Source organism: Sphingopyxis sp. 550A, from assembly GCF_053569535.1.
Map to the genome: position 1 here is coordinate 3,673,915 of NZ_CM131615.1, position 20,061 is coordinate 3,693,975.

A 20,061-nucleotide genomic window follows, 5' to 3' on the forward strand; every position below is an offset into this window, starting at 1 on the left:
GCCGTCTGCCGCATTCAAGGCCGATAGAAGCGCGCTCCGCTGGCCCTGAGCGCCGCCGGATCGAACAGCACCGGCTTCAACCGGTGCGCGACGAACAGCGGCGCCTGGTCGTTGTAATGCGGACTGTCGGGCCGTGTCGTCGCGGCGCCGAAGGGCTGGATCGATTCCGAATGCACCTGCCCCGCTCTGTCCCAGGTCACGAACATGACGAAGCTGTCGCCGTGGCGGACCTTGAGCCGCCCGTCGGGCTCGACATCCCACAGGGTCGAGGCGCGCACCGTGTCGTTGCCGCCGTCGAGCGGCAGGTCGACGCGATGCGCCCCCTCGCCGTGACGCAGCCGCAGCACGGTGCCGAGCCTGGGGTCGAGGCCCGCAAAATGCTCCTGTAGATGCGCGACCGTCTCGCTCAGCACCTGGCGCGGGTCGGGGTCGGCCTTGCGCTGATAATGGCTGCCGTTCGCGGGGCGCAGCACCATCAGCGCGAGCGCATCGCCCTTGCCCTTGCCGTCGAGAGTCCAGTCCCATTTGCGCAGCAGATCCTGCGCCTCGGCCAGCGCCGGGTCGCCCTTGGTATCGAGCGCGAGCAGCCGATCGATCCACGCCTTGGCATAGCCCGTCTTCGCATAGGCGGTGTCGTATTTGATCGCCTTCAGCCGCGCCTCGTCAATCTGTCCCGACGCCTCGAACAGCTCGATCAGCCGCGTCGCGCGGTTGGTCATGTCGTCCTCGATGCCGAGCAGCGGCGAAAAGGCCGCCGGGTCGAGCTCGTCGCCCGGCCCCGCCGCGACCCACGGCGTGTTGTTCGCGTTCATCACATAACCCGAGCGCGGATTGACCAGCGCGGGCACGCGGTCGAACGGCAGCGTCTTCGTCCACACATCGGCCGAAGTGTCGCCCGGCAGGACGCCGCGCCAGTTGAAGCCCGCCGGCCGGTCGGGGAACATCGCGTTGTAGAACATCCCGATATTGCCCTTGGCATCGGCATAGATGAAATTCGTCGCGGGCACCCCCTGCCCGGCCATCGCCGCGCGCCATTCGGCGAAATTGCGCGCCTTGTTGAGCCGATAATATTGGGTGACCATCTTCGCCTGATCCATTCCGGCATAGCGGATCGCGAACGCGCCCTTGGCGTTGACGATCACCGGCCCCTGCACCGAGCGATAGATGGTGCGCGGCACCGGGATCACGAACGGCCCATATTTGACGCGCAGCCAGATGCGCTTTTCCTCGAGCGGCCGCCATTTGCCGTCAAAGCGGTAGTTCTTGCCGCTCTCGTCGAGCACCAGCTTGTAGATGTCGATCAGGTCGGGCCGGTTCACCGTGTTGGTCCAGCCGAGATATTTATTGTGGCCGAGGAAGGGGTACGGCGAGCCGGGGAAATTCGCGCCCGCGAAATCCCATCCCTCGCCCGAATGCACCACCAGTTCGTACCAGGCGACACCGCCGGTCCACGGCTGGTGCGAGTTGGAGACGAGCCGCGTCGCGCCGTCGGGCGCGCGCGACGGCGCGACCGCGAAACCGTTCGATCCATTGGCCTCGGGATCGCGCCCGACCGGGGTCAGCTCGCGCGGCACCAGCTTGCCCTTGGCGTCGAGCGATGGCCCGCCCTCGCGCCCCAGCACCTTGTCCTCGGTCAGTCCGCCGAGCACCGAATCGAGCCCGAAGAAGAAAGGCGAGCGCAGCACGAAGCCCGCGACGACATCTTCGCCGGTGACCGGAAACAGCCCCGACAATCGTACCTCGTCCGGATGCTTGTCGGCATAATGGTTGAGCCCCGCGGCATAGGCGGTGAAGAGTTTCCGGACATCTTCGGGAAGCTGCGGCCAGTCGCGCGCGGTCGTCGCGCGAACGCCGAGCAGCGCCTCGGCATAGTCGACCTTCGCACCATCCGCGCCAAGCATCGCCCCCGCACGCCCGCGCGTCATCGCAAGCACCTCCTGCAAGGTCGAAAAATCATCCTCGGCATGGGCGTAAGCGACGCCATAGGCGACGTCGGCGTCGGTGCGCCCAAAGATATGCGGCACCCCGAATTTGTCGCGCGCGATCTGCACATCGCTCGGCTTGAAAGCGGGCGCAGCCGGTGCCTTCGCGCTCAGCGGCTCCCAGACGGCGAGCCCGACGAGCGCCGCGACCACGATCAGCAGGAGGCCGATGAAAAATTTGCGCATCCGCTTTCCCATTCCATGCATTATCAGTCGCGACAGCGCCTCATGGCGGAAAATTCGCAGCGCGGGAAGCCATGCTCTTGTGTTGCAATTTAGCAACACTATCTCTGACGGCGAGAAAGGGGCTTACTTACATGAACCTCGAAAAATTTACCGACCGCGCCAAGGGATTCCTCCAGTCGGCGCAGACGATTGCGATCCGCATGAATCATCAGCGGATCAGCCCCGAGCATATCGCGAAAGCGCTGCTCGAGGACAAGGAAGGCATGGCCGCCGGGCTGATCCAGCGCGCCGGCGGCGACGCCGCGCGCGCCACCTCGGCCATCGACGCGCTGCTCGCGAAAGTGCCCGCCGTCTCAGGCTCGGGCGCGCAGGCGACGCCCGGCCTCGACAATGACGCGGTGCGCCTGCTCGACCAGGCCGAACAGCTCGCCGAGAAGGCCGGCGATGGCTTCGTCACCGTCGAACGGCTGCTGCTCGCGATGGTGCTCGCCCCTTCGACCCCGGTCGGCAAGGCGTTCGCCGATGCGGGGCTGAAGGCCGACGCGCTGAATAATGTCATCAACGAACTGCGCCGTGGCCGCACCGCCGATACGGCAGGGGCGGAGGACAGTTTCGAAGCGCTCAACAAATATGCCCGCGACCTCACCGAAGTCGCGCGCGAAGGCAAGCTCGACCCGGTCATCGGCCGCGACGAGGAAATCCGCCGCACCGTGCAGATCCTCGCGCGCCGCACCAAGAACAACCCGGTCCTCATCGGCGAACCCGGCGTCGGCAAGACCGCGATCGCCGAGGGGCTCGCGCTGCGCATCGCCAACGGCGACGTCCCCGACAGTCTGAAGGACCGCCGCCTGCTCGCGCTCGACATGGGCGCGCTGATCGCGGGCGCCAAATATCGCGGCGAGTTCGAGGAGCGCCTCAAGGGCGTGCTCGACGAAGTGAAATCGGCCGAGGGCGAAATCATCCTCTTCATCGACGAGATGCACACGCTGGTAGGCGCGGGCAAGGGCGACGGCGCGATGGACGCCTCGAACCTGCTCAAGCCCGCCCTCGCGCGCGGCGAGCTTCACTGCATCGGCGCGACGACGCTCGACGAATATCGCAAATATGTCGAGAAAGACCCCGCGCTCCAGCGGCGCTTCCAGCCGGTCTTCGTCGGCGAGCCGACGGTCGAGGATTCGATCTCGATCCTGCGCGGGCTCAAGGAAAAATATGAGCTGCACCATGGCGTCAGGATCACCGACGGGGCGATCGTCGCCGCCGCGACGCTGTCGAACCGCTATATCTCCGACCGCTTCCTGCCCGACAAGGCGATCGACCTGATGGACGAGGCCGCGAGCCGCATCCGCATGGAGGTGGAATCGAAGCCCGAAGAGATCGAGACTCTCGACCGCCGCATCATCCAGATGAAGATCGAGGAAGCGGCGCTGACCAAAGAGACCGACACCGCGTCGAAGGACCGGCTCGACAAGCTGCGCGCCGAACTCGCGAACCTCGAACAGCAGTCGAGCGAGCTGACGCAGAAGTGGCAAGCCGAAAAGGACAAGATCCACGCCGAGGCGAAGATCAAGGAACAGCTCGACGCCGCGCGCAGCCAGCTCGAACAGGCGCAGCGCGCCGGCGATCTCGGCAAGGCGGGCGAGCTCAGCTACGGCACCATCCCGGGCCTCGAAAAGCAGCTCGAGGAGGCGCAGGCCGCCTCGGGCAATGCGATGCTGCGCGAGGAGGTCACCGCCGACGACATCGCCGCCGTCGTCAGCCGCTGGACCGGCATCCCGGTCGACCGGATGATGGAGGGCGAGCGCGAGAAACTGCTCGGCATGGAAGAGACGCTCGGCCAGCGCGTCATCGGCCAGGACGAAGCGGTGCGCGCCGTCTCGACCGCGGTCCGTCGCGCCCGCGCCGGGCTACAGGATCCGAACCGGCCTTTGGGCTCGTTCCTCTTCCTCGGCCCGACGGGCGTCGGCAAGACCGAACTCACCAAGGCGCTCGCGCGCTTCCTGTTCGACGATGACAATGCGATGGTCCGCATCGACATGTCCGAGTTCATGGAGAAGCACGCCGTGTCGCGGCTGATCGGCGCGCCTCCGGGCTATGTCGGCTATGAGGAAGGCGGCGTGCTCACCGAAGCGGTGCGCCGCCGGCCCTATCAGGTCGTCCTCTTCGACGAGGTCGAAAAGGCGCATGGCGACGTGTTCAACATCCTGCTCCAGGTGCTCGACGACGGGCGGCTGACCGACGGGCAGGGCCGCACGGTCGACTTCACCAACACGCTGATCATCCTGACCTCGAACCTCGGCAGCCAGGCGATCGCCGCGCTTCCCGACGACGCGCCGGTCGAGCAGGCCGAGCCCGCCGTCATGGAGGTGGTGCGCGCGCATTTCCGGCCCGAATTCCTGAACCGGCTCGACGAGATCGTGCTCTTCCACCGCCTCGCGCAGCAGCATATGGGCGGCATCGTCGACATTCAGGTGGCGCGCGTCCAGAAGCTGCTCGCCGACCGCAAGGTGACGCTCGACCTCACCGACGCCGCGCGCGCGTGGCTCGGCCGCGTCGGCTACGATCCCGTCTATGGCGCGCGGCCGCTCAAGCGCGCGGTGCAAAAATATCTGCAGGATCCGCTCGCCGACCTCATCCTCAAGGGCGAGGTCAGGGACGGATCGACGATCCGGGTCGACGAAGGCGACGGCGCGCTGACGCTGACCCCGGCGTAACCCGCCGGAACCGGGACAAGGGGCGCTCCTCGAATGCGGAGCGCCCCATATCCGTGTGCCTATTGTCCGTTAAGAGGGCGCTGGACCTGCGCGCGCTCGATATTGCTGCGGTTCTCGCGGCGCGTATCGGCCCATTCGGCGCGCGTCATGCAGACCTTGCGGCTCTGGAGCCGGCTGCCCAGCACCTCTTCCTTGCGGCAGACGACCTCATTGGGGTCTTTCGCCTTCTTGTCCTTGCTCTCGGCGGCGCTCACGGCAGCCGGCAGCAAAGCGACGCAGCCGACCAGAGCGGCCATGGTAAGCGATTTCATATGCGGCATGCTTTTCAAAACCTTCTGTAACGATCTGACCGGCAATCTACGCCGACTTCGCCGCACGGCCAAGCTTTTTGCTCCGTCGCCGTTCAGCGCGGCGGTGCGACGTCGAAGGCGACGGTCAGCCGCTCGCCGGCGCCGAACGGCCGCGTGCCGTGCCACATCCAGGAGGGGAACAGCACCAATCGCCCCGGCGCCGGTTCGACCAGCGCCGTCGGCGGCAGGTCGAGCCCCAGCGCCGCCTGCGGCTCGCCCAGCGAGAGCCACCCCGCCTCGGGCACGTCGCCCGGTTCCCGCACGGGCAGCGATACATAGAGCGCCGAACTGATCCAGCCTTGCGGATGAACATGATGCGCGTGATAGCCGCCGCCGCGCAGCCGCACCGACCAGCTCCCCGCGAAGCGCGTCCGGCGGTCTCGGCGCGGCGCGAGCAGCGGATGATCGCAATCGGCGGGCGGCAAACCGGCGACATAGGTCTCCACCGCCCCGACGATCGCGGCGCGCAGCGCCCGGATCACCGGGTCGATGCGGCTGAACAGCGGACCGTCGGTCTGGGTGCCGCCGCGCACCGACTGGTCAAGATATTCGCCGCGCGCAACGTGAAGCGAGCGCAGATGCGCCGCGAGATCGTCAAGCGGCGGCAGGCGGCCCTGAAGGTCGAACGACCGCACCAGCCCCGCATCGCCCGAAAGCCAGCCCGAACGCGGGTCGCGGGTCAGCCGCCACAGCAGCTCGGCATAGGGCCATACCGCGGCCCGCCGATCGCCGCCCGCCGCGATCGCGGCATCGATCGACGCTGCGGCCTCTGCAAAGCGCCGCGTCCTGAGCAGGTGGCGCACTCGCCAAACCGGCGCGACTTCGCCGGGCAGCGCCCCGAACAGCCGGTCGGCACGGTCGATTTGACCGAGCTCGGCAGCGACGATGGCGGCAAAGTCCGCGACCTCGGCCGACGGGATGCCCGCCGCCTCTGCGCGGACGACCCCTTCGGCGAGGGCAGCATGATCCTCGCCCCGAAGATGCAGGTCGAGCAAGGCGCGCCACAGCGGCAGCGATGCCGGATCGCGCGCCAGCGCCCGCTCGAACGAGGCAGTCGCCTCCTCCGTCCGCCCCATCAGCGCGCGAAGCTGCGCGAGTTGGGCATGGCCCGGCAACCACAGCGGCACTTCGGCAAGAATTGCGTCGAGCGCCGCCTCCGCTTCCTCGCCGCGTCCCGCACTCCAGCGCGCCGCCGCGAGCCCGATCAGTATATCGCCGTTGGGCGGCCCGATCCGCGCGGCCGCCTCGAACAGCGCCACCGCATCGAGCCCCGCCTCATAGGCGACGCGCGCGCGGCCGTGCGCGATGCCGGCATCGCCGGGCGCAAGCCGTGCCGCTTCGTCGAACGCCGCGAGCGCCGCCGCATGATCGTCGAGCGCGCGGTGGAGCAGCCCCGCCCATTGCCAGAGCCGCGCGGCACCCGATCGCCCCGCCGCGGCCGCGACCAGCGGCAAGGCCGCCTCCTCTTCGCCCTCGTCGAGCGCCAGGTTCGCCAGTTCGCCGATATCGTCGATCCCCGTTCGCCCGCCATGAACGGCGGCAAGCTGGCCCGCGAACCTCACAGACTTTCGGGCAGATCGCCCGCATCGCTGCCGATCAGCGCCGCCACTGCCTCGCGCTCGGCGGGACCAAGATCGGGGTGCCAGATGTCGAAGATGAAGACGACGCGCAGCCGGTCGCCCGGATTCATCGCTTCATGCTCGATCGTGTCGTCGAACACGAAGGCTTCGCCGCGCCGCCAGTCGCGCGTCTCGGCGCCGACGCGGAACCAGCAGCCGTCGGGAACGATCAGCGGCAGATGGCAGACGAGCCGCGCATTGTTGTAGCCGACGTGCGGCGGGATCGCGGTGCCCGGCGCGAGCAGCGAGAACATCGCGTTCGGCGAAGCGCCCGGAATTACGGGCTGATCCAGCCCTTCGAGCAAGGCCAGCGTCTGCGGGCAATGGCGCGCGTTGGCCTCGATCCGGCGGCCGCCGCGCAGCAGGTGGATCGCGGTCCAGTCGGGGTTGTGGTTGAGATCCCTCCACTGGTCGAGCGGCTGATGCGCGGCATATTGCACATAGGGAACGAGTTCGGCGCGTTCGGCGGTCATCGCCGCGTCGAGCTCGGCGGCAAGGACGTCGGTCGCCGCCTCCAGCGCCTCGAGCCAGGGAAACAGGCTGCGCGGATGGAACTCGCGCTCGCTAAGGCCCGGAAAATGAAAATGGGTCGGCTCGCTATGATAGGGCCGCGTGCGGCGCAGCGCATTGCTGCGAAACCGCGCGATGCGCGCGCGCGCTTCGGGGTCGGCGCGCGCTTCGGCAGCGGCCATGCGCTCCGCCCATCGTGCTTCCTTGGCGTCGAGCCAGGCCGCGTGGCGCCGCTCCCCCTCGGCCAGCACCGCCGCGAGCTGCGGCGGCAGCGCGTCGGCAGGCCTCTGCGCGATCGCATGGCCCCAGGCCTCGCCGGCGCCCGGATCGTCCATCCGGTCGAGCAGGCTCGCGCGCAGCATCAGCGCGGTGAAGTCGAGCGGCGCGAGCGCCAGCGCGCGGTGCACCGCGTCGAGCGCGACGCGCGGGCGCCCGCAGGCGCGATAGGCGCCGGCGAGCCGCAGCAGCACCGACGGATCGTCGCCCCCCTTCGCCGCCTCTTCGAACAGCGCGGCGGCGCGGGCAAAATCCTGCGCGGCGAGCGCGCGGTCCGCTTCGGCGAGCCGCGCCGCGCGATCGGCGGTCACAGGCTATATCCGAATTTTTCCACCCACGGACGGAGCACCGGCAGAATCGGTTCGAGATGGGCGCGATAGCCTTCCCACCGCCCCGCGGCGCGCTTGTAGATCGGCTCGACGACCTGCGCATAACTCGCGGTGGTGATCAGTCCGCGCGCCTTCGCGGTCGCGCGGTGGTCGAGCGCTTCGTCGCGCCATGCGAGTCCCAGATAGTCGAACAGCGGCCGCACCTCCGCTTCCACATCCTCGACCAGTCGCTCATAGACGATCGTGTGGACGTTGAGCCCGAACAATTCGCGCGCCCGCTCCCAATGCCGGAAGGTCAGGTCATAGAATTCGGCGGCATCCTCCAGCCGCAGGAAATTCGACATCGCATCGTTGAGGCGGAAATTGCTCATGTAGCAGCTCAGCAGCACGTCGCACGGATGGCGCAGCGCAAGGATGAAGCGCGCATTGGGGAACAGGCGCTGGATCAGCACCGCTTTCGACAGGAACAGCGGCGATTTGTCGATCAGCATCTGCCCGGGGGCGAGCGGAACCGGCGCGACTTTCGCGACCTCGTCGAAATAGACGTTCCGCGTCTCGGCAACCGCGGCCGCGTCGAGCCTCGGAATCGCCGCCATGCCGCCGATGCGCTTGTCGCAATTGTTGAGTGGCGGCTGCTCTTCCAGAACCACCGTATCGGGATGCCCCATCAGGATCGTGTCGAGCAAGGTCGTCCCCGATCGCGGAAAACCCACCAGAAATACGGGGTCGGGATGCGCGCCGCCGCTTTCGGCTTTCGGCCAGCTCGCCGTCCATTCGGGAGTCAGCAGGTCGATTTCCCGGCGCAACTTGTCGCGCAGCGCCGCCGAACGCGCCAGCGGCCGGGTCGGCGATTCCTCGTGCATGCGGTTCGTCGCGCTGAAGGCCTCGAACGCCTCGTCGGGGCGGCCGAGCCGATCGAGAATCTGCCCCCGCAAATGCATGGTCCGTTCGGGCTCGATCTCGGATGGCACCAGCGCCAGGCTAGCGAGCGCGTCCTCGAACCGCTTGGCGCGGCGGCGCTCATAGGCGCGCATGAAGGCCAGCGCCCCCTCGCCGAGGTCGTTGCTTTCGGCGAGGGCGATCAGCGGCGCGAACTCCTCCTCGCGATTGCTATGCTCATATTGGACGGCAAGGCCGAGATAGGCATCGGTCATCGACGCGTCGATTGCGATCGCCCGGCGGAACGCGTGTTCGGCTTCGTCCGTGCGGTTGACGAGGCCGCATTCGATACCGAATTTGAGCTGGATATTGGCGTTATCCGGATCGCGTTCGCGCGCAGCCTCGATCGCCGCGGTGGCTTCGTCCTGACGGCCTTCCTTCTTATATTGGACATAAAGTTCGTGGAGCGCGCGGGCGTCGTCCGGGAATTCCTCGGCCGTCCGCTTCAGCAGCGCTTCGGCCTCTTCACCGCGCCCGACGGTGCGCAGCGCCACCGCCAGATTGAGCCGCGTCGGCGGCGCGAGCGGTTCCAGCGCCATGGCTTTTTCGAGCGCCGCAACGCTGCCCTCCAGGTCGCCGGCCGCCGAGCGCGCATTGCCGAGGTTGTTCCAGCTCTCGAAATCGGCCGGATCGCGCGCGACGACATGCTCATAGGCCGCGACCGCCTCGTCGAAGCGCTCAAGCGACTGCGCGACATAGCCGCGATAGCGAGCGATCCGCAGCGTCGTGTCGGCACGCGCAAGCTCGGGCGTCGCCACCTCCAGCGCCGCCTCCAGATCGCCCTTGTCGATCAGCACCGCAATCAGGTTGCAGGCGATGGTGGCGTCCGATGGACGCGCTTCATGCGCCGCGCGCAGATGCCGGGCGGCCGCTTCCAGATCGTTCGCGCGCGCCTGCAACATGCCGAGGAAGGCGTTGAGCGCCACCGCGTCGCCCCCGGCGACAAGTGCGCCTTCGGCAAGCTGGCGCGCCCGCGCGACATCGCCGGACTGCGCCGCTCCGACGGCCTGGCGCAGCACGTCGGTCGTTTTGGAATCGAGCATCGGACATCCATCGGCTGAAGACGGGGAACAAAAGAAAAGGGGCGGCCGGTCTGACGACCCGCCGCCCCCTATCTTAGGACGAAATGCGGAACTTAGAAGTCCAGCGTCACGCCCGCGTAGATGTAACGGCCCAGCGCGTCATAGGTCGCCGGATAGGTGTTGCCGTTGCAAGGACCGGTCGGGCACAGGTTCGACCCGTCAGCGCTGCTACCCGAGGTGACCAGCGGCGGCTGCTTGTCGAGCAGGTTGTTGACGCCCAGACGGAACGTATAGTTGTCCGACACGGCGAAGGTCGTCGCCAGGTCGAAATAGCTGTACGCCTTCAGGTGCAGGCCCGGATCAAAGTTGTTGTCGCCGTGGAGCGACTGGCTCGAATCGAGCGTTTCGGCCGTGACCTTGCCGATATAGCGCCACTGGAGCGAGACCCCGATGCCGTTCGGCATGTTGAAGGTCGTGCGCAGCTTGTGGCGCCACTTCGGCAGCATCGAGCCGCCCGCCGTGGTGCCGCCACCCGAGCAGACCGGGCCATAGAGACCGGCGCAGTCATAAGCCTGGGTGATGCCGTTATCGACCTCATATTTGTCGAGATAGGTGCCGACGAAGCTCATCGACAGCGTCCCGGCATTGCCGATTTCGTGGCTGTAGGCGCTGTTGATCTCCAGACCGCGGGTCTCGACACGGCCGAGGTTCGACGGCGTGTTGTCGACATAGCCGTTCGGCGTCAGCCACAGCGAACCGGTGACGTCGCGGTGGATGAGGCTACACGAGAAGGGCTCGAAGTCCGCCGTCGCATTGAGTCCGCAGTCCTTCAGAATCGCATCCTGCGCCGGCGGCTGGATCGCATCCTTCAGCTTGATGTCGAACCAGTCGACCGTCAGCGAGAAGCGCGGCAGGAAGCTCGGCTGCAGAACGACGCCGAAGGTCTTCGTCGTCGCGGTTTCGGGCTTCAGGTCGGGATTACCGCCCAGAAGGCCGTTATACTGACCGGCAGGATTTGCGGTCGTGCCCGAACCGACAATGAGCCCCTGATAGCGACAGCCCCAGTCGTCTGCGGTGATCGTCACGCCGGCGCACGGATCGCTCGCGCCGGCCAGGCCGACGGTCGGCGTCGCGAACAGCTCCTGGATGTTCGGGGCGCGAACCGCACGGTTGTACTGGCCGCGGAAGCGAACGTCGCGGATCGGCGCGAATTCGAGCTGCAGCTTGTAGGTGTCGGTGTCGTATTTACGGTCGGCGCTCGTCCGGTACCAAGACTTGCGATAGCCGCCGCTGAAGCTCAGGTCATAGATGAAGCTGTCGTGGACGATCGGCACCTGGGTTTCGGCAAAGAACTCATAGACCCGGAAGCTGCCCGCGAGCGGAAGCGTCGCGCCGCCCTGGCCGGTCAGGTCACCGGTCTGGAAAGCGTTGTCGGTCTTGAGTTCCAGCGATTCCTTGCGCCATTCGAAGCCGAGGTTGACGCTCACGCCTTCGTCGGCCCACGGCGACTTGATGCCATATTCGCCGAGCAGGCCGGTGAACGAGGCGTTGGCGACCTGTTCGGACGTATAGCCCTTCTGGAAGCCCGTCGCCGACAGATAGGCGACCGCTTCGGGGCTCGCGCCGCCGGCACCGTTGAAGATGTCGTAGGGCTTGCAATTCGGGTCGCTGCCGTCGACGACCGAACGGCAGACGTAGTTGCCGTTGGCGACGCCGGTCCGCTCCATGCCTTCATCGACGACGTTCAGCGCGCGGTTGAGACGCGCGACCGAGAATTCGTTCGAATAGACCTGGCTATAGTTCGACCGGCCGTACTGATAATAGGCATCGTACGACCAGGCCTTGCCGAGGTCACCCTTCGAACCGATCACGGTGCGGAAGTTGGTGTGCTGCAGGTCGCTCTGGCGCGGACCGCCTTCGACGTTGCGGCGCAGCACCTGCATGAACGCCTGATTATAGGTCTGACCGAACGCGCCGGTGAACTCCAGCGGCGCCGCGTTCGGATCGGGATTATAGGGCGCGGCGACGGCGGTCGGGAACGTCCCGACATAACCATTGATCAGGTTCGGCGCGGCACAGATAACGGCTTTCTGCGCGGCCGACATCAGCGGGTTGTCGCAGTTGACCGTCAGCGTGTTGCCGAAGTCGCCCGACGGCGCGATCTGGGCGACCGTGCGGTCGTCCATGAACATGAACTCGAGATAGGGCTTGATCGACTCGTTGATCTCGTAGTTCGCGAACAGGCCGGCCGTGTAGCGCTCGTCGGGGCGCTGATAATGGTTGGTCGGCGCGAAGTTGTAGCGCGTCGTGGTGTTCTCGAACCCGCGGCCCGGCAGGAAGCTGTACACCGTCGACGAATCGGCGTTCAAATTCGGATCGAAGACGATCGCGGTGCCCGTCGCATTGGTCAGCGAGCCGCCGCATACCAGCGCTCCGGGCTCGGACTTCCCGTTAATCCGGCGTCCGTTCTGGATGGTGCATGCGCTATAGTCGCGCCGCGACTGGAGGATGGCGTTCGCCTTGCGATAGCCGGCATAGGCGACGATATGGCCGCGGCCGTCGTCGAACGCCGCGCCGAAGGTCGCGGTGACGTCGATCGTGCCGCCGTCGACGACGCTGCCGTCCGGATAGCCGAACCCGCGCGCATCAAGCGCTTCCCGCAGGCTATAGTCACCAGCAATGCTGGAATTCCGGTATTTACTCCGGTTGTTGTGCTGGAACACGCTATATTGACCGTCGAGGCGGAAGCCCGTGAAGTCGGTGTCCATCACGAAGTTGACGACGCCCGCGACCGCGTCGGCGCCGTAGGTCGCCGAAGCGCCGCCGGTCAGAACCTGGACGTTCTTGAGCAGCGCGGCCGGGATCATGTTGATGTCGGCAGCCGAACCGCTTCCGGGGCTCGGATCGCCCGGCAGCAGGCGGCGGCCGTTGACGAGGCTGAGCGTACGGGTCGTGCCGAGGCCGCGAAGGTCGACCGATGCGGTGCCGTCCGCGCCGTTGGCGGCGGTCGACGACTGGCTGGCGAAGACCGACGGCAGCGAGTTCAGCATGTCCTCGACGCGGGTCGTGCCCTGCAGCTTGATGTCTTCAGCGCTCACGACGGTGATCGGAGCGGCCGATTCCAGATTGGCCTGCGGAATGCGCGTGCCGGTGACGATGATCTCATCGCCGGTGGTGGCGGTGTCGCCGCTCTGGGCGTCCTGCGCCATCGCAGGCGAGGCGGCGGCCAGCAGGCCAATGCCGAGCACGAACGGCGCGGCGCCGAGCTTCAGCTTCGAATAATGGGTGGTTTTCACAGTGCAGTCCCTTGCTACTGTTGATGATATACCTGGGCCCCTGTCGCGGAACGGCACACGCCGACGCTCAAGACGCCCCGATAGCGTGCGGGATGGTCCTTCATTCATGTCGAGTAAAGGTGATTTGCGGCGTCGGCGGCGGTTTCGTCGAGGATTGTGACGTATTTGCAACAGACCGGAATCGCGGCGAAATAGAAGGCATACGGGAACGCCCGACCGCGACATATAATATCAAATGATATTATCCCCTGTCCGCGGCGGGGGTCAGAAATCACCAGGCGGATAGTCGGGATAATGATCGAGGACGGGGCCGAGCGCCGCAGCGAGCGGGCCCAGAAAAGGACGGTAGCTGTGCCAGCGCTCGATGCCTTCGCGATTGATCGGCGAGCGGACCTGCTCCGAACTCGGCGTGTAGACGGCGCGGTCATTCTCGAAGAAGCGGAGGCAGGCTTCGTCGAAGGGCAGGCCGAGATAATCGAGCAGCCGCGTGACTTCAGCCTCGGTGTTCTGGACCAGATTTTCATAGGTCAGATGATGGATATAGCCCGGCAGCACCGCGTCGAAATGCGCCATCTGCCGCAGATAGGTCGTATAGAAATGCCCTATGTGCGCAAGATCGTATGAAAAATTGATGCCCCAGTTGAAATGCTGCGAGAAATTGGCGAACCCGCATCCCATCGGATGCCGCCGGACGTCGATGATTTTGGCATTCGGCAGGATGGTCCGGATCAGCCCCAGAAAGACCCAGTTGCTCGGCATCTTGTCGGTGAAGAAGGGGCGGTCGCTATGGCGAAAGCGGCGCGTCGCCTCGACATAATGATCGCCGAGTTCGCGGACCTTGTCGCGGGAGAGCGAAAGCAGCGTATCGAGCCACCCGCCCGTTCCGCCGTTCGGCGCGCAAGCGAGCGCGATCCGCTCGATGTCGTGGAGTTCCTCGGTCCCCTCGATCAGCGGGTGGCTGGCGAGAATCTGTTCGACGAGGGTGGAGCCCGACCGCGGCAGGCTGACGATGAAGATCGGATCGCGCGCCGCGCTTCCCCAGTCGCGGCGCTCGGCAAAATAATCCGCGGTGCAGGTCAGACGGCTTTTGGCGATATGGCCGGTCACGCTCGCAGGATCATAGGGAACCTGCTCGAGGCGCTGCCGCGCCCCCTCGCTATAGGCCGCGAAAGCCCCGGCGAAATCGCGATTGTCGTCCAGCGCCTTGCCCAACGCGAAGGCGAGGTGGATGCGATCGTCAGCCGCCAGATCGGTGCGCTCGAACGCGCGGCGCAGTCCCTCCACATCGGCCTCGCCGAAGCGCACCGTCTTGAGATTGGCGAGCCCCCACCAGGCCTGCGCATTCGCCGGATCGATGCCGAGCGCGGTGCGATAGGCCTGCACCGCGTCGTCCTGCCGGCCGACCGTCTTGAGCATGAAGGCGTGGTTGGCCCAGCCGCGCGCGTCCTCGGGGCATTGCGCGTGCAGTTCCAGAAAGGCGGCGTCGGCTTCCTCGAAGCGCCGCAACTGGACGAGGATGGCCGCACGTAGCGACAGCGCCGGCAAATGGTCGGCTTTCCGCGCGAGCAACTCGTCCAGCAGGAAGAGAGCGTCCGGATAACGGCCCGAATCGCGGCAATGCTTTGCCAGCGCGAGCCAGGGCTCCAGATAGCCCGGCGCGAGCAGCGTCGCCCGGCGGAAGAGATTCTCCGCTTCCTGTTTCGCCTCGCAGCGCGCGGCGATTTCGCCAAGCATCAGCGCCGCCGCCGGATCCTTCGGATCCTGGCGGAGATGCTGACGGATCAGGACTTCGGCTTTCTCCAGCTCGCCGGCCAGAAAAGCCTCCTGCGCCGCGGCAAAACCGGGACGCGCTATGCCGACGGCGATGGCTTCGCGCTCGACCTGGTCGGCGCCGGGGTGGTTCCCCTGACGGCGCATGACATGGGCCAGCGCGCGCCGCGCAGGCAGGAAATCGGGATCGCTGGCGAGGATCGATTCGACGCCGCGCAGCGCCTGGGCGGGATCGCGATCGAGGAACGCCATCGCGCGATCGAGGCGCCCGTTCAGGCCGCTATCCTCATCCCTTCTGGCGGAAGCCATCGTTCATTTCCCTTCACCGATCCCGCCGGATGACGGGCAGGCAGCCTAGCCTTGAGCAAGAAGCGCCGGGCAATCCAACAAAAAGGGGTGGGACAATCAAGCCCCACCCCGATTCGAAGGATATGCCGCTTCAGCGGACGGGACGGGTGCGAAACCGCACCCGCCGCATCACTTGAACGTGCGCGTCACGTTCAGGAACAGCGAGCGACCGATCAGGTCATAGTTGCTCGAGTTGAAGCGGTTGCCGATACGCGTGTACTGGCACGCCGAGGTCGGGCAGGAGGAAATGATCGGCGGCTTGGCGTTGAAGAGATTGTTCACGCCGAAGGTCACCTGACCGATGTCCTCGAGCTTCCACTGGACCGACATGCCATGTTCCCAATAGGTTTCGGCGACCAGGTCGACATCCACCGCGCCGAGGAACGGCGAGGTCGCGCCCTCGCCGAAGGCCGACGAATCCTGCTTGCCGACATATTTCACGCCGTACCGCACGGTGACCTTGTCGCCCGGGAAGGTATAGCGCAGGTCGAGATTTCCGACCCACTTCGGCCCGGCGCCGAAGCCCTGGACGCCCAGCGTGCCGTTATAATCGTCCTTCGCGTCGGTCGCGAACAGCTGATAATATTGGTGGATGTTGCGCGTTGCAGTGGCGCTCGCCACGAACCGTCCACCCGCGACCGGAGCCTCGAAGCGCAGGTCGAAGTCGATGCCTTCGGCCGATTGCTCGGAGACGTTCAGATACGGGTTGAGGAACGAATCGAGGGTTCCCTGCTGCGGGTCGCCGGCGGGGCGACGCGGATCGATCAGCGCACAATATTCATTGTTCGGGAAATCGTCCGCTTCATAGCAGCGCCGGAGGATCAGCGAACCGAGGGTCGTGACCTCGCCCTTCACCCGCACGTTCCAATAATCGACCGCCAGCGAGGCGTTGACCGGGCCGCGCGGGCTGGTCAGCACGACACCGAAGCCGTAGGAGCGCGACTTTTCGGCCTTCAGCAGGCCGGCGCCGCCGCGGGTCGTGACCATCGGACCAGCGGTCGCGATATAGTTGACCGCATTGGCGCCGAGGATCGGCTGCAATGCCGCAAGGCAGTTGTCATAGACCGTATCGCCCGGCGAATAGGCCGTGCCGAAGCCCGAGCAAGGATCGGCATCGCCACCAAAGAAGCCGGTCTGGTCGGCGACGAACTGCTCATAGAGGTTCGGCGCGCGGAACGAGGTTCCATAGTTGCCGCGGAACCGGATGATGTCGTTCGGCGCCCACTGTCCGTTGAAATGGTAGGTGAAGTCCGAACCATAGGACTTGTAGTGGGTATAGCGGCCCGACAGGTCGATTTCGAGCAGCCGTGCGAACGGAATGTTGCTCAGCAACGGAATGTTGAGTTCGCCATAGACCTCGTCGACCGTATCCGAGCCCTTGGTGATCTGCGACGAGCTGTAGTTGTAGAGGACCGCAGCCTGCGCATCGAGCGACGGGGTATCGACCAGCTTGTCGCGGCGATGCTCGTAGCCGACCGCCGCGCGGACCATGCCGCCCGGGATCTCGAACAGCGAGCCGTCGAGGTTCAGGGTGAAGGTCGTCTGGTCGAACTTGGTGTGGCCGACGTCGGGCTGATAGAGATAATTATAGACGTTCGCCGGGATGTTGCCGTCGCGCAGGATGCTGAGGTCGTACATGTTGAACGGAACGCAGCTCGCGCCCGCGATCAGGTTGCCGCTGCCATCGACGTTCGACGCGCAGGTATAGGCGTTGCCCGCACCCGCCTGATAGGCGGTGGCGCGCGTGATCAGCTCTTCCGGCGTACCGGCGGGAGCGAGCACGGTCTGCAGCGCATTGCTCAGACGCTCGATGGTGGTCTGCGTCGTCGAATAGCGCGACTTGGTGTGCGAATATTGGAAGTTGCCGTCATAGCGCCAGTCGCCGATCCCCAGATTGCCGCGCAGGCCACCGTTCCAGCGGAGGAAGTCGACGCGCTGGCTGCTCTGACGCTGATTCTGCGGCACGACGAAGGGCGTGTAATAGTTGATGCCCTGGTTCGCCAGCGCGGTCGGGAAGAAGGGGCTGGTCGGATAGCCGTAATCCGACAGCGGCGTCCCGGCATAGCTGCCGCCATAGATTTCGATATTGGGGCTGAGCTGGCTCGGATCGATGCTGATCTGCCCCGTGAAATCCTGGTGCGATTGGCGGCGGGTAAACAGCGCCTCGGTATAGATTTCGGCATCGCCCAGCGCGTCGAGCTCATAAGCGCCGTTGATATAGCCCGTATAGGTGCGGACCGGCGAAATGACGTGATCCTTGAGCTGCGCCGAGCTGGGGCCGCCGCGGAAGATGCCGTTGACGATCTCGCTATTGCCGTTCTCGTCGTAGCGGATGCGGCCCTGCTCGCCATTGGCGAACTTGAAGTAGATGCCGTAGCCGCTCGCGATGCCCGAACCGCCGTTGGTCGTGTAGGGGAAACACATCAGCTGGCCGGTCGACGGATCGACGGCACCGACTTCCGCACCCGAAGTGGGGTCGAAATAAAGGTCGCGCGGGCAGCTGTAGATGCCGCGATCACCGACGCGCATGCCCGTCTGCTCGCGATATTCGAACGACGCGGTGATATGGCCGCGATCGAAGACCTTGCCGGCCACGACCGAGGCGCGATAGTTGCGGCCGCCGCCGCCATGCTCGACCGGCTGGTCGGTGAAGACGTCGAAGGTCAGGCCTTCCACCTTCGGGTCGGTGATGACGTTGACGACGCCCGCGATCGCGTCCGAACCATAGACCGACGAGGCGCCTTCGCGCAGCACTTCGATGCGCTGGATCACGCCGGTCGGCAGGACGTTGAGGTCCGCCGCGACGAGCTGCGGGCCGACGCCGGCCGGCGCGAGGCGGCGGCCGTTGAGCAGGACGAGCGTACGCGACGAGGACAGGCCGCGCAGACCGACCGTGCTGGCCGCCGGACCGCCTTCCGAAACGAAGCCGAGGAACGAGCCGTTGATCTGCGACGTGCCCGAGGTGATGCTCGAGCTCTGCAGGACGTCCGCGGTCGAGCGCGAACCCGCCAGAACCGAATCACCGCGGGTGATCACATTGACCTGGTTCGCCGTTTCAAAATTCGGGCGACGAACGCGCGAACCGGTGACGATGATCGTGTCGCCGTCCGACGACGACGCGGTGTCGCTCGTGATCGTGCTATCGGCGTCGCTCTGCGCGAAAGCCACCGACGACGTCAGTGCGATGCACAAGGCGATCGGTGCGGCAGCGGCCCTCAAAACGGCTTGGGTAGAATTTATTTTCACGAGCCAGTTCCCCTGAATCTGTTGGCTGAAATCGATCCGGGAACTAGCGCGCACGGGCAGAATCATCGCCCCTACACTTTATTCCCCGGTTAAGCCGGGGATGGAGCCTCGCTTCCTGCGGGTAAAGGAAAATTGCCGCCATCTCTGCGGTTTCCGGGGCCATTGTGACGAATTTGCAACAGCTTTGAGAAAAGGCGAAACGCAATAACCTTGCGCGCTCCGATTACGACATTTTGTTTCACGCGAAACGAGTTTGCGCTGGTGACAGCGGCGCTTAATTGCTCATCGGCCCAGCGAGCTTGCCGGGATCGAGGCGCGCGTCGCGCCATTTGAGGCCCCAATGAAGATGCGGTCCCGTCGCTCGCCCCGTCCGTCCGACGAGTCCGAGTTGCTGCCCCTGCATCACCCGGTGGCCGACCTTCACGTCGAGACTCTGGCAATGGAGGAAAGCGCTCGACAGCCCCATACCGTGATCGACGATCAGCAGATTGCCCTCGAGCGTGAAGGGCGACGACGCCGCAAGCGTCACCACCCCGTCGGCGGGCGCGAAGAAGGGCGTTCCCGCGGGCACCGCGACATCGGTGCCGCTGTGATAGCTGCCGGGCTTGCCCTGGTAGACGCGCTGCGACCCGAAGAAGCCCGAGAAGCGCCCGGTGACCGGCCAGCGGAATTTTTGCCGCCAGCCGTCCGATTCGACCGGCGTGGCCCGCGCCGCGGCGATCTGCGCGAGCTCGGCCGGGCGCCGCCGCGCAAAGTCGGCGTCGCTCGACGCGCTGCCGCGATACGGCGCGTTGATATGCTCGATCCGCCAGTTTCCCGCGGCGACCGTCAGCGTCCGCTCGACCCGCTGCCCCGACGCGAGCGTCGCGACGAGCAGCGCCGAAGGGCCGGCGTCGCGGTCGAAGGCGATCAGGAAGCTCTCGTCGCTCGCCAGCGGCACGCCCTGGCCGTCGAGCGTCAGCACCTGCGTCCCGCCCGGCGCCTGCCCCAGCATCACCGCGCCCTGTTCGGGCGTTCCGCGCAGCAGGAAATCGGCGCGCATCGGCGGCGCGGCGGGCGGCGGCAACGGCGGCCCGGGGTCGGTGAAGGGCGAAGGCGCGGGCTTCGCCGGCGCGTCCGAAGCCGGCACGCATCCGGCCGCAACCGTCAGCAGCGCCAGCGCGGCGAGCAGGTGCGGCGCCCGCATCGAATGCATCATGCCTTGCTGTCGAGCGCGGCCTGCACCGAAAGCGCGGCGGTCGCATAGGGCTCCTGCCGCGCGACCGACCAATAGCGAAGCTCGTCGAGCCCGATCGGCACCCCGGTCACCGCGCACAACACATGGTCGCCCGGCGACAGCACGCGAAAGCTGTTGGGGCCATAGTGCAGGCGGGCGAGGCGGTTGCGGCTGGCGATCAGCATGATTCAAAATCCGTTGCGAGAGAGAGAGACTATCGTCCCGACTATAGCAGCCGGGCGGACGCGGACCACCCCTGCC

General features: G+C 66.1%; 11 protein-coding genes. 1 reads left to right on the forward strand and 10 read right to left on the reverse strand.

Annotated elements, in window-relative coordinates:
* Positions 1-14: 14 nt before the first annotated feature.
* A complete protein-coding gene (locus tag ACVENA_RS17760; protein ID WP_257545606.1) occupies positions 15-2,168 on the reverse strand; it encodes an acylase in 2,154 nt (717 codons plus the stop codon).
* A 131-nt stretch (positions 2,169-2,299) separates the two neighbouring features.
* Here ACVENA_RS17760 and clpB point away from each other — a divergent pair, with 131 nt between their 5' ends.
* Positions 2,300-4,879: an ATP-dependent chaperone ClpB gene (clpB, locus tag ACVENA_RS17765; RefSeq protein ID WP_257545608.1), complete on the forward strand. Its 2,580-nt coding sequence runs from the start codon at positions 2,300-2,302 to the stop codon at positions 4,877-4,879.
* A 59-nt stretch (positions 4,880-4,938) separates the two neighbouring features.
* Here the strand turns inward: clpB and ACVENA_RS17770 are convergent, their stop codons facing one another.
* From ACVENA_RS17770 to ACVENA_RS17810, 9 genes are all read right to left on the reverse strand, one after another.
* A complete protein-coding gene (locus ACVENA_RS17770; protein ID WP_449326462.1) occupies positions 4,939-5,190 on the reverse strand; it encodes a hypothetical protein in 252 nt (83 codons plus the stop codon).
* Between the two features lie 92 nt (positions 5,191-5,282).
* On the reverse strand, positions 5,283-6,791 hold the full coding sequence (locus ACVENA_RS17775) for a putative 2OG-Fe(II) oxygenase (RefSeq protein ID WP_449326463.1): 1,509 nt from the start codon (positions 6,789-6,791) through the stop codon (positions 5,283-5,285).
* Positions 6,788-7,945, reverse strand: a complete 1,158-nt coding sequence (locus ACVENA_RS17780) for an aspartyl/asparaginyl beta-hydroxylase domain-containing protein (RefSeq protein ID WP_449326464.1) — start codon at positions 7,943-7,945, stop codon at positions 6,788-6,790. The genes ACVENA_RS17775 and ACVENA_RS17780 overlap by 4 nt, the downstream gene beginning before the upstream one ends.
* A complete protein-coding gene (locus ACVENA_RS17785; protein ID WP_449326465.1) occupies positions 7,942-9,945 on the reverse strand; it encodes a tetratricopeptide repeat-containing sulfotransferase family protein in 2,004 nt (667 codons plus the stop codon). Before ACVENA_RS17785 ends, ACVENA_RS17780 begins: the two co-directional genes overlap by 4 nt.
* A 92-nt stretch (positions 9,946-10,037) precedes the next feature.
* The gene (locus ACVENA_RS17790; RefSeq protein WP_449326466.1) at positions 10,038-13,220 is read right to left on the reverse strand and encodes a TonB-dependent receptor domain-containing protein; all 3,183 of its coding nucleotides are present in this window, start codon (positions 13,218-13,220) and stop codon (positions 10,038-10,040) included.
* A 264-nt stretch (positions 13,221-13,484) separates the two neighbouring features.
* Positions 13,485-15,299 carry a tetratricopeptide repeat-containing sulfotransferase family protein gene (locus tag ACVENA_RS17795; RefSeq protein WP_449326467.1) on the reverse strand — a complete coding sequence of 605 codons (1,815 nt, stop codon included), beginning with the start codon at positions 15,297-15,299 and terminating at the stop codon, positions 13,485-13,487.
* 168 nt (positions 15,300-15,467) lie between these two features.
* Positions 15,468-18,584 carry a TonB-dependent receptor domain-containing protein gene (locus tag ACVENA_RS17800; RefSeq protein WP_449326468.1) on the reverse strand — a complete coding sequence of 1,039 codons (3,117 nt, stop codon included), beginning with the start codon at positions 18,582-18,584 and terminating at the stop codon, positions 15,468-15,470.
* A gap of 274 nt (positions 18,585-18,858) precedes the next feature.
* On the reverse strand, positions 18,859-19,782 hold the full coding sequence (locus ACVENA_RS17805; protein ID WP_449326469.1) for a M23 family metallopeptidase: 924 nt from the start codon (positions 19,780-19,782) through the stop codon (positions 18,859-18,861).
* Complete coding sequence (locus tag ACVENA_RS17810; protein ID WP_449326470.1) at positions 19,779-19,985, reverse strand: DUF2093 domain-containing protein; 207 nt, start codon at positions 19,983-19,985, stop codon at positions 19,779-19,781. Before ACVENA_RS17810 ends, ACVENA_RS17805 begins: the two co-directional genes overlap by 4 nt.
* Positions 19,986-20,061: the final 76 nt, after the last annotated feature.

What these genes read in the sequence shown, in the direction of transcription:
- ACVENA_RS17760 (WP_257545606.1), bottom strand. Translation starts at nt 2,168, where the DNA reads ATGCGCAAATTTTTCATCGGCCTCCTGCTGATCGTGGTCGCGGCGCTC.
- clpB (WP_257545608.1), top strand. Translation starts at nt 2,300, where the DNA reads ATGAACCTCGAAAAATTTACCGACCGCGCCAAGGGATTCCTCCAGTCG.
- ACVENA_RS17770 (WP_449326462.1), bottom strand. Translation starts at nt 5,190, where the DNA reads ATGAAATCGCTTACCATGGCCGCTCTGGTCGGCTGCGTCGCTTTGCTG.
- ACVENA_RS17785 (WP_449326465.1), bottom strand. Translation starts at nt 9,945, where the DNA reads ATGCTCGATTCCAAAACGACCGACGTGCTGCGCCAGGCCGTCGGAGCG.
- ACVENA_RS17795 (WP_449326467.1), bottom strand. Translation starts at nt 15,299, where the DNA reads ATGGCTTCCGCCAGAAGGGATGAGGATAGCGGCCTGAACGGGCGCCTC.
- ACVENA_RS17805 (WP_449326469.1), bottom strand. Translation starts at nt 19,782, where the DNA reads ATGATGCATTCGATGCGGGCGCCGCACCTGCTCGCCGCGCTGGCGCTG.
- ACVENA_RS17810 (WP_449326470.1), bottom strand. Translation starts at nt 19,985, where the DNA reads ATGCTGATCGCCAGCCGCAACCGCCTCGCCCGCCTGCACTATGGCCCC.